The sequence below is a fragment of the Pseudomonas sp. GW821-FHT09C09 genome, assembly GCF_059418105.1.
In genome coordinates this window covers 409,115-424,727 of record NZ_JBWKPF010000005.1, presented here as the reverse complement: position 1 = coordinate 424,727, position 15,613 = coordinate 409,115, and the positions used below count along the sequence as shown (strand labels likewise).

The window sequence follows — 15,613 nt, the reverse complement described above, 5'->3', positions numbered from 1 at the left end:
AACAGCCGATTTAGCGATTAAGGAGTATTGGGGTGTCGAGTACCGAAGACGAACAGTTGGCGGATTTGAAGGACTGGTGGACACGCAACGGCAAACCTCTGGTCACTGGCGGCCTGTTGGCGCTGGTCATCGTGTTCGGCTGGCAGGCATTTCACAAGTATCAGAGCAACCAGTCGCAAGGCGCCTCGGTGCTCTATCAGCAATTGCTGGAAACCACGCTGACCCCGGACGGCAAGCCTGACGCTGCGCGCGTCGCGGATCTGGCCGGCAAGCTCAACAGCGAATTCGGTGGTACGGCCTACGCGCAGTACGGCAGCCTGTTCGTGGCCAAGGTTGCGGTCGACAGCGGCAAGCTGGATGACGCAGCGACCGAACTCAAGGCAATCGTTGCCAAACCGGCCAACGCGGCGCTGGGCGAAATCGCCCGTCAGCGTCTGGCGCAGGTGCTGGGTGCACAGAACAAGGCGGATGAAGCCCTGAAACTGCTTGAAGGCGATGCCGACAAGTCGTTCCTGGCCACTCGCGAAGAACTCAAGGGCGACCTGCTGGTACAGCTGGGCCGCACTGACGAAGCGAACGCGGCGTATCAAAAAGCCAAGGCGGCACTGTCGGATGAAGCGGCAGTCGGCGGCCTTCAAATCAAGCTGGACGACCTGGCCAAAGGGGATGCGTGACGTGATCGGTTGGAAGCATGCAGCATTGCTGGCTCTGGCCATTCTGGCCACGGGTTGCAGCAGCAACAGCACAAAAGAACTGCCACCAGCCGAACTGACTTCCTTCAAGGAAGAAGTGGTTCTGCAAAAAGTCTGGAGCCGTTCGATCGGTGACGGTCAGGGCGAAACCTACAATATGCTGGTACCGGCGATCGATGGTGACACCATCTACGCCGCCGACGTGACCGGCATCGTGATGGCCATGGATCGCAGCAACGGCGACGTGAAGTGGAAGAAAGAACTGGATGTGCCAGTCTCCGGCGCCGTCGGCGTGGGTTACGGTCTGGTTCTGGTCGGCACGCTGCGTGGCGACGTCATCGCACTCGACACCATCAATGGTGAAGAGAAGTGGCGCGCTCGCGTGACCAGTGAAGTATTGGCGCCACCAGCCAGCAACGGCGACATCGTGGTCGTGCAGACCCAGGACGATCGTCTGATCGGTCTGGATGCATCCACCGGTCACCAGCGCTGGGTGTATGACAGCACTCCGGCCGTACTGACCCTGCGTGGCACCAGTGCACCGCTCGCGACCAACCGCCTCGCAGTGGCTGGCCTGTCGACCGGTAAAGTGGTCGCTCTGGACATTTCCAACGGCGTGCCGGTCTGGGAACAACGGATCGCGATTCCACAAGGTCGTTCGGAACTGGAGCGCGTGGTCGACATCGACGGCGGTCTGCTGCTGTCCGGTGGCACGCTGTACGTTGCCAGCTATCAGGGTCGCGTTGCGGCACTGGACCTGGAAAGCGGCCGTCAACTGTGGCAGCGCGATGCGTCGAGCTACGCCGGTATCGCCCAGGGCTTCGGCAACGTCTACGTGAGCCTGTCTTCGGGCACCGTTGAAGGCGTCGACGAGCGTTCGACCACTGCACTGTGGACCAACGATTCGCTGGCCCGCCGTCAACTGTCGGCTCCGGAAGTGTTCTCCAGCTACGTTGCAGTCGGTGACCTGGAAGGTTACCTGCATCTGCTGAGTCAGGTGGACGGTCGTTTCGTCGGCCGCGAGCGCATCGACAGCGACGGCCTGCGTGCCCGTCCGCTGGTGGTGGGTGACACGATTTACGTGTATGGCAACAGCGGCAAACTGGAAGCCCTGACCATCAAGTAATGGTTTGACTATGCTTGGGGTTGAACCCCAAGCGGCCCTGCTCCGGCAGGGTTTGCAACACCCATGGGTGTTGCCCCGAGCACCAGCCGCTGCCTCGCAGCGGCTTTTGTATTTTCTGAAATAACGAAGTGGAGAGCCGCATGGTTCCCGTAATCGCCCTGGTGGGCCGACCGAACGTCGGCAAGTCCACCTTGTTCAACCGCCTGACCAGGACTCGCGACGCTATCGTCGGCGACTTGTCCGGTCTGACCCGTGATCGCCAGTACGGTGAGGCCAAGTGGCAAGGGCGTTCCTACATTCTGATCGACACCGGCGGTATCTCCGGTGACGAACATGGTATGGACGAAAAAATGGCCGAGCAGTCGCTGCTGGCCATCGAAGAAGCGGATGTCGTTCTGTTCCTGGTAGATGCCAAGGCCGGTTTCACCGCCGCCGACCAGATGATCGGCGAACACCTGCGCAAGCGTAACAAGCGTTCCTACGTGGTCGCCAACAAGGTCGACAACATCGATCCGGAAATGGCTCGCGCCGAATTCGCTCCGATGGGCATGGGCGATGCGATCCCGATTGCCGGCGCCCATGGTCGTGGCATCACTCAATTGCTGGAAATCGCCCTGAGCGAATTCCCGAAAGATGAGGATGAGCCGCAGGAAGGCGAAGAGCAGGAAGAAGTTGCCGAAGGCGAGGAAGCCAAGCGCATTCCAGGTCCGAGCGAAAAGGACGGCATCAAGATCGCCATCATCGGCCGGCCGAACGTCGGCAAGTCGACTCTGGTCAACCGCATGCTGGGTGAAGAGCGGGTGATCGTCTACGACCAGCCGGGCACCACTCGCGACAGTATTTACATCCCGTTCGAGCGTAACGACGAGAAGTACACGCTGATCGATACTGCCGGTGTGCGCAAGCGCGGCAAGATCCACGAAGAAGTCGAAAAGTTCTCCGTGGTCAAAACCCTGCAGGCGATCAAAGACGCCAACGTGGTGATCTTCGTGATGGACGCCCGCGAAGGTGTGGTCGATCACGACCTCAACCTGCTGGGCTTTGCCCTCGAGTCCGGCCGTGCGCTGGTCATCGCGCTGAACAAGTGGGATGGCATGACGCCGGGCGAGCGCGACTACGTGAAGACCGAGCTTGAACGCCGGTTGTTCTTCGTCGACTTCGCCGACATCCACTTCATCTCGGCCCTGCACGGTACCGGCGTGGGCAACCTCTACGCTTCGGTGCAGAACTCGTTCAAGTCGGCGGTCACCCGCTGGCCGACCAGCCGCCTGACCCAGATCCTCGAAGACGCGGTCAGCGAGCACCAGCCACCGATGGTCAACGGCCGCCGGATCAAGCTGCGTTATGCCCACCTCGGTGGCGCCAACCCGCCGCTGATCGTGATCCACGGCAACCAGATCGAGAAAGTGCCGAACTCGTACGTGCGCTATCTGGAAAACACTTACCGTCGTGTGCTCAAGCTGGTCGGTACGCCGATCCGTATCGAGTTCAAGGGCGGCGAGAACCCGTACGAAGGCAACAAGAACACGCTGACCGACCGCCAGGTCAACAAGAAGCGTCGTTTGATGTCGCACAACAAGAAGGCCAGCAAGAAGCGCCGCGACAAGCGCTGATCCCGGTCATCAAGAGAGAAGGGCGCCGTCTGGCGCCCTTTTTTTATGGGCGCCGGATGGGCTATCCTCGGGCTCTCCCGCGCCGTCGTCAGTGCCGGGGCAGAGCAGGGAACCCCGATGATCAACAGCAAGCTGCCGAATGTCGGCATCACTATTTTCACGCAGATGTCTCAGCTCGCGGCACAGACCGGAGCCATCAACCTGTCCCAGGGTTTTCCCGATTTCGACGGCCCGCAGTCGCTGCGCGATGCGGTCGGTCGGCACATTGCCAGCGGCCATAACCAGTATTCGCCCATGACCGGTCTGCCGGCCCTGCGCCAACAGATTGCAGCGAAGATCGCCCGCAGCTATGGCGTGAATGTCGATGCCGATCACGAGGTGACCGTCACCCCCGGCGCGACCCAGGCGATCTTCTGTGCAATCCAGGCGGTTATCCACAGCGGCGATGAAGTCATCGTGTTCGACCCGGCCTATGACAGCTACGAGCCGTCGGTGGAGCTGGCCGGTGGGCGCTGCGTGCATGTGCAACTCGGTCTGGATGATTTCTCCATCGACTTCGACAAGCTCGGTGCAGCGCTGAGCCCGCGCACGCGGATGATTATCCTCAACACTCCGCACAACCCGAGCGGCGCCCTGATCAGTCGCGCAGAGCTGGACCAGTTGGCGGCGCTGATCCGCGACCGCGACATCTATGTGATCAGCGACGAAGTCTATGAACACCTGGTGTACGACGGCGTTCCCCATGTGAGCGTGCTGGCCCATGAAGAGTTGTATCAGCGCGCATTCGTGGTCAGCTCGTTCGGCAAGACCTATCACGTCACGGGCTGGAAAACCGGCTACGTCGTGGCGCCGCCGGCGCTGACCGTCGAGCTGCGCAAGGTGCACCAGTACGTCAGCTTCTGCGGCGTGACGCCGCTGCAATATGCGCTGGCTGATTACATGGCCGAGCATCCGGAGCACGTCGAAGAACTGCCGGGTTTCTATCAGGCCAAGCGTGATCTGTTCTGTGATCTGCTGGAGCCGTCGCGATTCAGCTTCACCCGGGTCACCGGCACTTATTTCCAACTGGTCGATTACTCGCAGATCCGTCCCGACCTGAACGACGTCGAGATGGCGATGTGGATGACTCGCGAACATGGTGTGGCGAGCATCCCGGTGTCGGTGTTCTACCAGAATCCACCTGAAGGCCAGCGCCTGGTGCGCCTGTGCTTCGCCAAACGCGAGGAGACGCTGCGGGAAGCGGCGGCAAAACTATGCGTGATTTGAGTGCTTTACCCGATCTCAACCTGGCGCTGATCCAGACCAGCCTGGCCTGGCATGATCGTCAGGCCAATCTCGAGCATTTCGACGCTTTGCTGGAGCAGGCGCGTGGTGCGGATCTGATTATCCTGCCGGAGATGTTCACCACCGGATTCTCCATGGAATCCGAAACCCTCGCCGAAGCCGAGCATGGCCCGACCAGCAAATGGATGAAGGCACAGGCGGCGAAGCTCAATGCGGTGATCACCGGCAGCGTGATCATCCAGGCCGCCGACGGCAGCCATCGCAATCGCCTGCTATGGGCACGCCCGGACGGCGAAGTGTGGCATTACGACAAGCGCCACCTGTTCCGCATGGCCGGCGAGCACAATCACTACACGCCCGGCGAACGCCAGGTGCAGTTCGAGCTCAAGGGCTGGCGCATCCGGCCGTTGATTTGCTACGACTTGCGTTTCCCGGTGTGGAGCCGCGATGCACAAGATACCGACCTGCTGCTGTACACCGCCAACTGGCCGGGGGCGCGGCGTCTGCACTGGAACCGTTTGCTGCCGGCGCGGGCGATTGAAAACCTGTGCTATGTGGCAGCCGTGAATCGTGTCGGCACTGACGGCAAGGGGTTTGCCTACACCGGCGATAGTCAGGTGCTGGACTTCCAGGGCGAGACCTTGCTGGCGGCGGGGGAGGCGGACGGGGTGTTCAAGGCGATATTGGAAGCGGCACCGCTGGCGGCTTACCGCGAGCGGTTTCCGGCGAATCTGGATGCGGACACGTTCGAGTTCACCTGAGTTTTTGCGTAGTCACTGCGGCCCCCATCGCGGGCTTGCCCGCGAAGAGGCCAGTTCAGGCAACATAAAGCCAGCAGGCATAAAAAAGGCCCCGGAGTTCGCACTCCGGGGCCTTTTGCATTTCAGCGGCAATTTACGCCGCTTTCGCTTCCGGCTGGCTCAGCGAGCGGTTGAGCGCGCTGAACAGTGCCTTGAAACTGGCGGTGGTGATGTTTTCATCGATACCCACGCCGTGCACTGCACGTTCGCCATTCACACGCAGCTCGATATAAGCCGCTGCCTTGGCGTTGGTGCCCGCGCCGATGGCGTGTTCGTTGTAATCCATGATCTCCACCGGAATCGGCAGGCCGGCCACCAGTGCTTCCAGCGCACCGTTGCCCTTGCCGCGCCAGTGCAGGTTGGTTTCGCCCTGGCCCTTGCTCGCCACTTCCACTTCGACGGCGCTGTGGCCGTTTTCTTCCTGCAGGCGATGGCTGACCAGCGCATACGGGGTGTTGGCTTGCAGGTACTCGGTGTGCAGCAGCGAGTGGATCTGCTGGGCAGTCATTTCCAGGCCCAGGCGATCGGTTTCACGCTGCACGACCTGGCTGAACTCGATCTGCATGCGGCGCGGCAGGCTGATGCCGTATTCCTGCTCCAGCAGGTAAGCGATACCGCCCTTGCCCGACTGGCTGTTGACGCGGATCACCGCCTCGTAGCTGCGGCCGATGTCGGCCGGGTCGATCGGCAGGTACGGCACTTCCCACAGGGTGTCCGGTTTCTGCTGGGCGAAGCCCTTGCGGATCGCGTCCTGGTGGGAGCCGGAGAACGCGGTGTGCACCAGATCGCCGACGTACGGGTGACGCGGGTGTACCTGAATCTGGTTGCATTCTTCGACGACTTTGCGCACGCCGTCGATGTCGGAGAAGTCCAGTTGCGGGTCGAGGCCCTGGGTGTACATGTTCAGTGCCACGGTCACGAGGTCGACGTTACCGGTACGCTCGCCGTTGCCGAACAGGCAGCCTTCGACGCGGTCGGCGCCGGCCATCAGGCCCAGCTCGGTGGCGGCCACGCCGGTACCACGGTCGTTGTGGGTGTGCAGGCTGATGATCACGCTGTCACGACGGTTGATGTTGCGGTGGAACCACTCGATCTGGTCGGCGTAGACGTTCGGGGTCGCGCACTCAACGGTGGCCGGCAGGTTGAGGATGATCTTGTGCTCGGGCGTCGGGTTCCAGACCTCGATCACCGCGTCGCAGACTTCCTTGGCGAATTCCAGCTCGGTGGCACTGAAGGTTTCCGGCGAGTATTCGAAGGTCCACTCGGTGTCCGGCTGCATGGCGGCGTATTTGACGAACAGCTTGGCGGCGTTCACGGCGATGGCCTTGATCCCGTCCTTGTCCTGGTTGAACACGATGCGACGGAAAGAAGGGGAAGTGGCGTTGTACAGGTGAACGATCGCCTTCTTCGCCCCGCGCAGGGATTCGAAAGTACGCTCGATCAGGTCTTCACGGCCCTGGGTCAGCACCTGAATGGTGGTGTCGTCCGGGATGTGGCCGTCTTCGATCAGGGTACGCACGAAGTCGAAGTCGGTTTGCGAAGCGGCCGGGAACGACGCTTCGATTTCTTTCACACCGACCTGCACCAGGGTTTTCCAGAAGCGCAGCTTTTTCACCGCGTCCATCGGCTCGATCAACGACTGGTTGCCGTCACGCAGGTCGGAGCTGCACCAGATCGGCGCGGCATCGATGGTTTTCGACGGCCAGGTGCGATCCGGCAGGTTGATCACAGGAAACGCGCGGTATTTCGAAGACGGGTCTTTGAGCATGCTCATCGGGAAATTCCTTATTGTCTGGGCCGAAAAGAGGCGGCCTGCCGGTGGAACGAATGTTCGGAGAAGCTTGGGACGAGGCGCAGCGATTCAGCCCGGCAGTCGTGCGCTGACAAGGCACAGGCTGCGGTGCTGGCGAAGCTGAATAAGGGTGTGAGAGGTTTTCATGCCTTCAACCCTAACCGCGGGGGATGAGGATGGCAAGCAGTCGAAAAAAATTGAGAGGAATACTCGGAAAGCGCTTTTTTCCGAGATTTTATTCTTGATATGGCGGTTATTGTTGGCGGGGATTGCGCGGACCATTCGTCGCGCGCAATCCCTGTGGGAGCGAGCCTGCTCGCGATGAGGCCAGTCGCCTCACCCGCAAATCAAGGCTGGAAAGCCCCAATGAAAATCGCCGGATCGACCCGCGCATCGTTCAGACTGACGTTCCAGTGCATGTGCGGCCCGGTCGCCCGACCTGTGGCACCTACCTTGCCAACCACCGAGCCGCGAGCCAGTTGCTGGCCGTTTTGCACATCGATCTTCGACATGTGGCAGAACATGCTGATGAAGCCTTGGCCGTGGTCGACGAACACGGTGTTGCCATTGAAGAAGTAGTTGCCGATCAGGATCACCTTGCCCGCCGCCGGGGTCTTGATCGGTGTGCCGGCCGGCACCGCGAAGTCGAGGCCGGCGTGGGGATTGCGCTCTTCACCGTTGAAGAAGCGGCGCACGCCAAACTTGCTCGACAGCGGCCCGTTGACCGGTTTGTCCAGCAACAGGTTGCTCGGTGTGTTCGGGCTGAAGCTGCGGTAGGCCTTGATCTGCTCGGCCAGTTCACCCTCGATGCGCTTCAGGTTCGCCGGGTTCGGATTGACCTGTTGCGTGTTCTTCAGGGTGATGTGCTGTTCCGGGTACTTCTTGTTGCCGACAGTGAAATTCAGGTTTCGACCGCCGCTGCTGATCTGCTGGGTGCCGGGTTTGACGGTCAACGGAACGCCGACAATCGCCAGCCAGTTGTTCTGTTCCTTGACCACCAACACCGGTTTGCCTTGGTACGTGGCCTTCGGCGCTTGCGCGGAGGCACCCAGATCGACGACGGCTACGCCGCCCGGCACCGGTTTGTTCAGCAGCCGGGTGATGTAGCTGTCGGCGTGGGCGTTGAAGGTCAGGCACAGTAACAACAGCGGAGCGAGAAAGCGCGGCATGGATCAGTCCAGTAAAGAGAGAGTGACGGGCGTCAGGTGGTTGTCCTCGACGCGCACTTGCAGTTCGCCTTCGCCCAGTCTGGCTTTCAGACGCTGGCCGGTGTGGGTTTGCGCCGCGTCGCGGATCGCGTTGCCACGCTCGTCGAGCAGAATGCTGTAGCCACGGCCGAGGGTTGCCAGCGGGCTGACCACGTGCAGGGTCTGCATCTGGCTTTGCAACTGCAGGCGTCGGCGTTTCAGGCCTTCGTTCATGGCGCGTGGCAGGCGCTCGGCGAGGCTGTCGAGACGCTGGCGCAACAGGGCCAGTTGCCGACCGGGGTGTTGCCCGGCGAGGCGGGTTTCCAGACGAATCAGGCGTTCGCGGCGGGTATTGAGCTGGCGCTCGAACGCCCGGCGCAGGCGCATGTCCAGATCATCCAGACGCTGGGCCTGCTGGCGCAGACGTTCGCCGGGATGGCGCAGACGGCGAGCCATTCCTTCAAGCCGCAGACGATCACGCATCAAACGGTCACGCATGCGCATCACCAGTCGGCGATGCAGGCTTTCGACCTGGCGGATCAGGTGGCTGGAATCAGGGGCGAGCAATTCGGCTGCTGCAGAAGGTGTCGGCGCACGGACGTCGGCCACAAAGTCGCTGATCGACACGTCGGTTTCGTGGCCGACGGCGCTGACGATCGGCGTCACGCAGGCATCCACCGCCCGGGCCACGGCTTCTTCGTTGAAGCACCAGAGGTCTTCCAGCGAACCGCCGCCGCGCGCCAGGATCAGCGCGTCGAAGCCCCGGGCGTCCGCGAGTTTCAGGGCGCGGACGATCTGCGCTGTGGCTTCGCGGCCCTGAACAGCGGTGGGAATTAGCGTCAGTTGTACCTGCGGCGCACGGCGTCGGAACACACTGATAATGTCGCGAATGACCGCTCCGGTCGGCGAACTGATGATGCCGATGCGCTGCGGGTGCGCCGGCAGCGGCACTTTGCGCTCGGCACTGAACAGGCCTTCGGCGCTGAGCTTTTCCTTCAAGGCATCGAAGGCCAGGCGCAGGGCGCCGTCACCGGCAGGCTCCACGGTGTCGAGAATCAACTGATAGTCGCCACGGCCCTCGAACAGCGAGACCTTGCCGCGCACCTTGACCGCCAGACCATCCTTCAGCGCCTGACGCACCCGCGCAGCATTCTGGCGGAACAGCGCACAACGCACCTGCGCGCCGCTGTCCTTGAGGGTGAAATACACGTGGCCGGACGCCGGGCGGGCGAGGTTGGAGATTTCGCCTTCGACCCAGATGTTGCTGAACACGTCTTCGAGCAACACCCGCGCGCGGCCGTTGAGCTGGCTGACGGTCAGGACTTCGCGGTCGAGGCCGAGTCTTGCAAAGGGATCTTTAATCATGGGGCGCAGTTTAAAGGCTTTCGCCGGTGAATGTCTGGAGGAAGTGTTGCACCAAGGGTGTGGGATTTTGCCGAAACGCGAGGGCGACAGGGCTCTGGCAATCGCCGGCCAGTGGCACAAATCTCACACCGGCGGGCGCGATGTCCTGCATCGACTCCGGCAGCAGAGCGATGCCGAATCCGGCCTGGATCAATTGCAGCTGCGTGGTCTTGCGCGACATCACTCGCGCAGCCTGGGGGAAGAAACCGTGGCGCATGCACAGGTCTGCGCACAAATAGCTCAGCCCGCCGCGCTGCGGGTGCGGAATGGATATGAACGCTTCGTCCTTCAATTGCGCCAGATCGACTGCCTCCGCGAAAGCCAGTCGATGCTCCGCCGGCAGGGCAAGCAGCAAGCGCTCGGTGTAGAGCGGAACAACCTGAACACCCTCGCGCTGGCGCAGCACCGGCAGACGCAGCAAGCCGATGTCGAGCCGCCCCTCGGCCAACTCCTCAAGTTGGGCCTCCGAAGACAACGTGCCGATGTCCAGCGAAACCCCGGGTTGCTGCTCCAGGTAAGCGCTCATGTCGCGCAACAGTTGGCCGCTGATCGGCACGGTGCTGGAGTGACACACGCGCAAAGTACCGCGCTGGCCCTGGCCGATTTCCGTGGCCAGGGTGCTGGCCTTGTTCAGTTCGTTGAGCAGGTTTCTGGCTCGAGGCAAAAACGCTTCGCCGGCGGCAGTGAGCCGGGGCTGACGTGCGGTGCGTTCGAACAGCGGCGTTTGCAGGCGGGTTTCCATGTCCTTGATCTGCCGGCTCAGTGCCGACTGGGCGATGAACAACCGTTCGGCTGCGGCACTAAAGCTGCCGCTCTCGGCGATTTCCACGAAATAACGTAATTGACGGGTTGAAAGCACGAGGCATGCCTTTTCGAGATGGCTTGGCGGTTTCGATGATATTAGTCGCAACCCTTGGCGCTGGCTAAAGTCATCGCAGGCTTATTAAAGGACGCGAGCAGATGAGTGTGGCGGGGTTGTTGGGCGAATGGTCGTGGGGCTTCGGGGGCTGGGCAGTTATCGGAGTGGGGGTCGCGCTGGCCTACATCGTGTTCGGCATTGCCGGTTTCGGCACGGCGCTGGTGGCGGGGCCGATCCTGATCCTGTTCATGCCGCTGTCGAAAATCGTGCCATTGCTGGTGCTGCTGGATTTCGTTGCCGCGTTCGGCAATCTGCTGCCGTCGCGGCGTGATGTAGCGAAGCCGGAGTTGCTGCGGCTGCTGCCGTGCATGGCGGTGGGGTGCACGCTGGGGGTGATTTTTCTGCTCAACCTCAAGTCCGATCTGCTGTTGTTGCTGATGGGACTGTTCATCAGTGCCTATGCGGTTTACAGCTTGTGGATCAAGGCGCGGCCGGCGCAATTGTCCGCCGGGTGGGCGTTGCCGATGGGCACGGTGGGCGGGTTGTTCGGGGCGTTGTTCGGCAGCGGCGGCTTTCTTTATGCGATCTACCTCAACAGCCGGCTGCCCAAGGACGCGGCGCGGGCCACGCAAAGTGCGCTGATCAGTTGCAGCACAGTGGTGCGTTTGAGTCTGTTCGCCATCGCAGGGGTGTATGCCGAGCTACCCTTGTTGATGCTCGCGCTGTGCCTGCTGCCGGCCATGGCGCTGGGCTTGTGGATCGGGCGGCGGCTGACGATGCGTTTGTCCCGCGAGGCCTTCGTGCGGCTGGTGACCTGGCTGGTGCTGGCGAGTGGTCTGGCGCTGATCGGCCGCTATTTAAGCACTTGACCGGATTGTCTCAGGGATTAAGCTGCCGGCCGCAGTTTCTGTGGGAGCGAGCCTGCTCGCGATAGTGCCGTATCAGCCAGCATTGAAGTGACTGACTCACCGCCATCGCGAGCAGGCTCGCTCCCACAGGGGTAACCTTCGGTTTTTGCAGCAGGCTTGCACCATGAATTCCCAAAGCATCATCGTCCCGAAAATCTCCAACCTGCCGGTGCACGAACCCCGGGCCCGGGCGATCCTGCGCTGGCTGGTGCGCAAGAACATCGTCAAGGAAGAGCTGAGCACCTGCGGGCGCACCGGCAATCGCATGGCCTACGCCATCGCCGATGGCGCCCGCGCGGTGGTGCTGCACCCCGAGGCGCTGCCGTTCGGTGAGCCGATCAATGGTCTGGAGGTCGTGACCAAACGCTGCATCTACACCCCGGCCAAGGGCTTTCTCGAAGAAGCCGGTTGTGCCGAGTGTCGCCAGGAAATCGGCGAAGCGCTGTTCGAAAGCCTGGAAGACTGGATGCCGGGTCGTACCGACAATTTCACCTGCCCCGAGTGTGGGCATGAAGACGACATCAACGGTTTTCTGTATTTGCAGGAGTGCGGGTTTTCCAACCTTGGTTTCATCTTCAACAACTGGCTGGAGGCAGGGTTCAAGCAGAGTTTCATCGACGAATTCGCCGACTGGCTGGATCAACCGGTGAGCTGGGTCAAGGTCGAGTTGTAGGGGCGGCTTTTCCCGTACATCAGCAACATTGATATAAGACAAGTTTTACATTGAACCCGAAGGGGTGTCTGACTATAATGGCGCGCTTCCATTTTCCCGCTCGGGAGCCCCCGCGATGCTGCGTATCAGCCAAGAAGCTCTGACCTTCGACGACATTCTTTTAGTGCCTGGTTATTCCGAGGTGCTTCCTAACGAAGTCAGTCTCAAGACCCGCCTCACCCGTGGCATCGAACTGAATATTCCTCTGGTTTCTGCCGCCATGGACACTGTCACCGAAGCCCGTCTGGCAATCGCCATGGCTCAGGAAGGTGGCATCGGCATTATCCACAAGAACATGACCATCGAGCAGCAAGCTGCCGAAGTCCGCAAGGTCAAGAAGTTCGAAGCCGGTGTGGTCAAGGATCCAATCACCATCGAGGCTGACGCCACGGTTCGTGATCTGTTCGAACTGACCCGCATGCACAACATTTCCGGCGTTCCGGTGCTGCACGATGGCGACCTGGTCGGCATCGTCACTTCCCGTGACGTGCGTTTCGAAACCCGTCTGGAAGCCACCGTTCGTGAAGTGATGACGCCGAAAGAGCGTCTGGTCACTGTTCGCGAAGGCGCCAACAAGAACGAAGTTCGCGAGTTGCTGCACAAGCACCGCCTGGAAAAAGTCCTGATCGTCGACGACAAGTTTGCCCTCAAAGGCATGATGACCGTCAAAGACATCGAAAAAGCCAAGGCCTACCCGCTGGCCAGCAAGGACGACCAAGGTCGTCTGCGCGTTGGCGCTGCAGTCGGTACCGGTAAAGACACCGGCGACCGCGTTGCCGCGCTGGTCAATGCCGGTGTGGACGTGGTGGTGGTCGACACCGCTCACGGTCACTCCAAAGGCGTGATCGACCGCGTTCGCTGGGTGAAAGAGAACTTCCCTGAAGTGCAGGTGATCGGCGGCAACATCGCCACCGGCGCAGCCGCCAAGGCTCTGGCCGAAGCCGGCGCCGATGCGGTCAAGGTCGGTATCGGCCCTGGCTCGATCTGCACCACCCGTATCGTCGCCGGTGTCGGCGTTCCGCAAATCAGTGCCATCGCCAACGTTGCCGCTGCCCTCGAAGGCACCGGCGTTCCGTTGATCGCCGACGGCGGCATCCGTTTCTCCGGTGACCTGTCCAAGGCCATCGTGGCCGGTGCGTCCTGCGTGATGATGGGCTCGATGTTCGCCGGTACCGAAGAAGCGCCGGGTGAGATCGAGCTGTTCCAGGGGCGTTCGTACAAGGCTTATCGCGGCATGGGTTCGCTGGGCGCCATGTCCCAGGCTCAAGGTTCTTCCGACCGTTACTTCCAGGACTCCTCGGCAGGCGCCGAGAAACTGGTTCCGGAAGGCATCGAAGGCCGTGTTCCTTACAAGGGCACCCTGAGCGCGATCATTCACCAGTTGATGGGCGGTCTGCGTTCCTCGATGGGTTACACCGGCAGCGCCAACATCGAAGAAATGCGCACCAAGCCTGAGTTCGTGCGGATCACCGGTGCCGGCATGGCCGAATCCCACGTCCACGACGTGCAGATCACCAAGGAAGCGCCAAACTACCGCGTAGGTTGAGGCTTCAAGCAAAACGTCAAATGACCGGGGCTGTTTTATTCAGCCCCGAGTCGTTTCTGAATCAAGACTGTTTCTGAATTACTTAGACGAGACTGAATCATGGCCCTCGACATTCACGCTCACCGCATCCTGATCCTCGACTTCGGTTCGCAATACACCCAACTGATCGCCCGCCGCGTGCGCGAGATCGGTGTGTACTGCGAACTGCACCCGTTCGACATGGACGAGGATGCGATCCGCGAATTCGCTCCAAAAGGCGTGATCCTCGCCGGCGGTCCCGAGTCCGTGCACGAAGCCAACAGCCCACGCTGCCCGCAAGCGGTGTTCGACCTGGGCGTTCCGGTCTTCGGTATCTGCTACGGCATGCAGACCATGGCCGAGCAACTGGGCGGCAAGGTTGAAGGTTCCGAGCTGCGTGAGTTCGGTTATGCCCGCGTTGACGTGGTCGGCAAGAGCCGTCTGCTCGACGGCATCGAAGACCACATCGACGCCGACGGCCTGTTCGGCCTCGACGTATGGATGAGCCACGGTGACAAGGTCACCAAGATGCCAAGCGATTTCCACATCCTGGCCAGCACCCCGAGCTGCCCGATCGCCGGCATGTTCAACGACGAGCGCGCTTACTACGGCGTGCAGTTCCACCCGGAAGTGACTCACACCAAGCAGGGCGGTCGCATCCTGTCGCGTTTCGTTCTCGACATCTGCGGCTGTGAAGCCCTGTGGACCCCGTCGAAGATTGCCGAAGACGCGATCGCCAACATCCGCGCACAGGTCGGTACCGACAACGTGCTGCTGGGCCTGTCCGGCGGTGTGGATTCCTCGGTGGTTGCGGCACTGCTGCACAAGGCCATCGGCGACCAGCTGACCTGCGTCTTCGTCGACAATGGCCTGCTGCGTCTGCACGAAGGCGAGCAAGTGATGGCCATGTTCGCCGAGAACATGGGCGTCAAGGTGATCCGCGCCAACGCTGAAGACCAGTTCCTGAACAACCTGGCCGGCGAAGCCGACCCGGAGAAGAAGCGCAAGATCATCGGCCGTACCTTCATCGACGTGTTCGATGCCGAATCCTGCAAGCTGGACAACATCAAGTACCTGGCCCAGGGTACCATCTACCCGGACGTGATCGAGTCGGCTGGCGCGAAAAGCGGCAAGGCGCACGTGATCAAGTCGCACCACAACGTGGGCGGCCTGCCGGACGAGATGAACCTGAAACTGGTCGAGCCACTGCGCGAACTGTTCAAGGACGAAGTCCGTCGTCTGGGTCTGGAACTGGGCCTGCCGTACGACATGGTCTACCGTCACCCGTTCCCGGGCCCGGGCCTGGGCGTGCGGATCCTCGGTGAAGTGAAGAAGGAATACGCCGACCTGCTGCGTCGCGCCGACCACATCTTCATCGAAGAACTGCGCAAGGCCGACTGGTACCACAAGGTCAGCCAGGCCTTCGTCGTGTTCCAGCCGGTGAAGTCGGTTGGCGTGGTAGGCGATGGCCGTCGTTACGCCTGGGTCGTGGCCCTGCGTGCCGTGGAAACCATCGACTTCATGACCGCGCGTTGGGCACACCTGCCTTACGAACTGCTGGAAACCGTTTCCGGCCGCATCATCAATGAAATCGAAGGCATCTCCCGCGTCACTTACGACGTGTCGAGCAAGCCGCCGGCGACCATTGAGTGGGAGTGATCCCGCACACGCC

The 15,613-nt window shown here is 61.4% G+C and carries 13 protein-coding genes; 9 read left to right on the top strand and 4 right to left on the bottom strand.

Going from position 1 to position 15,613, the window contains the following annotated elements; genetic code table 11:
- Positions 1–32: 32 nt before the first annotated feature.
- The 5 genes from AC07NR_RS18425 to AC07NR_RS18405 all read left to right on the top strand — a co-directional run bounded on the left by AC07NR_RS18425 (position 33) and on the right by AC07NR_RS18405 (position 5,476).
- Positions 33–674, top strand: coding sequence for a tetratricopeptide repeat protein (locus tag AC07NR_RS18425; protein WP_085734102.1), 642 nt, complete (start codon positions 33–35; stop codon positions 672–674).
- A complete protein-coding gene (gene bamB / locus AC07NR_RS18420) occupies positions 667–1,818 on the top strand; it encodes an outer membrane protein assembly factor BamB (RefSeq protein ID WP_248739311.1) in 1,152 nt (383 codons plus the stop codon). Before AC07NR_RS18425 ends, bamB begins: the two co-directional genes overlap by 8 nt.
- 140 nt (positions 1,819–1,958) lie before the next feature.
- Positions 1,959–3,431, top strand: a complete 1,473-nt coding sequence (gene der / locus AC07NR_RS18415) for a ribosome biogenesis GTPase Der (protein WP_085699823.1) — start codon at positions 1,959–1,961, stop codon at positions 3,429–3,431.
- 117 nt (positions 3,432–3,548) lie between these two features.
- Positions 3,549–4,697, top strand: a complete 1,149-nt coding sequence (locus tag AC07NR_RS18410; protein WP_423204239.1) for a pyridoxal phosphate-dependent aminotransferase — start codon at positions 3,549–3,551, stop codon at positions 4,695–4,697.
- A complete protein-coding gene (locus AC07NR_RS18405; protein WP_495079107.1) occupies positions 4,685–5,476 on the top strand; it encodes an amidohydrolase in 792 nt (263 codons plus the stop codon). The genes AC07NR_RS18410 and AC07NR_RS18405 overlap by 13 nt, the downstream gene beginning before the upstream one ends.
- Positions 5,477–5,609: 133 nt before the next feature.
- Here the strand turns inward: AC07NR_RS18405 and leuA are convergent, their stop codons facing one another.
- From leuA to AC07NR_RS18385, 4 genes are all read right to left on the bottom strand, one after another.
- Positions 5,610–7,289 (bottom strand): 2-isopropylmalate synthase, encoded by a 1,680-nt coding sequence (gene leuA / locus AC07NR_RS18400; RefSeq protein WP_085709408.1) that lies wholly within the window; start codon positions 7,287–7,289, stop codon positions 5,610–5,612.
- A gap of 365 nt (positions 7,290–7,654) precedes the next feature.
- A complete protein-coding gene (locus AC07NR_RS18395; RefSeq protein ID WP_495079106.1) occupies positions 7,655–8,476 on the bottom strand; it encodes a peptidoglycan DD-metalloendopeptidase family protein in 822 nt (273 codons plus the stop codon).
- 3 nt (positions 8,477–8,479) lie between these two features.
- Positions 8,480–9,859 (bottom strand): exodeoxyribonuclease VII large subunit, encoded by a 1,380-nt coding sequence (xseA, locus tag AC07NR_RS18390; protein WP_248739306.1) that lies wholly within the window; start codon positions 9,857–9,859, stop codon positions 8,480–8,482.
- Positions 9,860–9,869: 10 nt separating this feature from the next.
- Positions 9,870–10,757, bottom strand: coding sequence for a LysR family transcriptional regulator (locus tag AC07NR_RS18385; protein WP_495079105.1), 888 nt, complete (start codon positions 10,755–10,757; stop codon positions 9,870–9,872).
- Between the two features lie 101 nt (positions 10,758–10,858).
- Between AC07NR_RS18385 and AC07NR_RS18380 the strand changes: the two genes are divergently transcribed.
- The 4 genes from AC07NR_RS18380 (at position 10,859) to guaA (ending at position 15,600) form a co-directional block, all read left to right on the top strand.
- On the top strand, positions 10,859–11,626 hold the full coding sequence (locus tag AC07NR_RS18380; RefSeq protein ID WP_495079104.1) for a sulfite exporter TauE/SafE family protein: 768 nt from the start codon (positions 10,859–10,861) through the stop codon (positions 11,624–11,626).
- A 163-nt stretch (positions 11,627–11,789) separates the two neighbouring features.
- Positions 11,790–12,338, top strand: coding sequence for a sugar ABC transporter ATPase (locus tag AC07NR_RS18375; RefSeq protein ID WP_192558923.1), 549 nt, complete (start codon positions 11,790–11,792; stop codon positions 12,336–12,338).
- Positions 12,339–12,453: 115 nt separating this feature from the next.
- Positions 12,454–13,923: an IMP dehydrogenase gene (guaB, locus tag AC07NR_RS18370; RefSeq protein ID WP_085709413.1), complete on the top strand. Its 1,470-nt coding sequence runs from the start codon at positions 12,454–12,456 to the stop codon at positions 13,921–13,923.
- 99 nt (positions 13,924–14,022) lie between these two features.
- Positions 14,023–15,600, top strand: a complete 1,578-nt coding sequence (gene guaA, locus AC07NR_RS18365) for a glutamine-hydrolyzing GMP synthase (RefSeq protein WP_085709414.1) — start codon at positions 14,023–14,025, stop codon at positions 15,598–15,600.
- Positions 15,601–15,613: the final 13 nt, after the last annotated feature.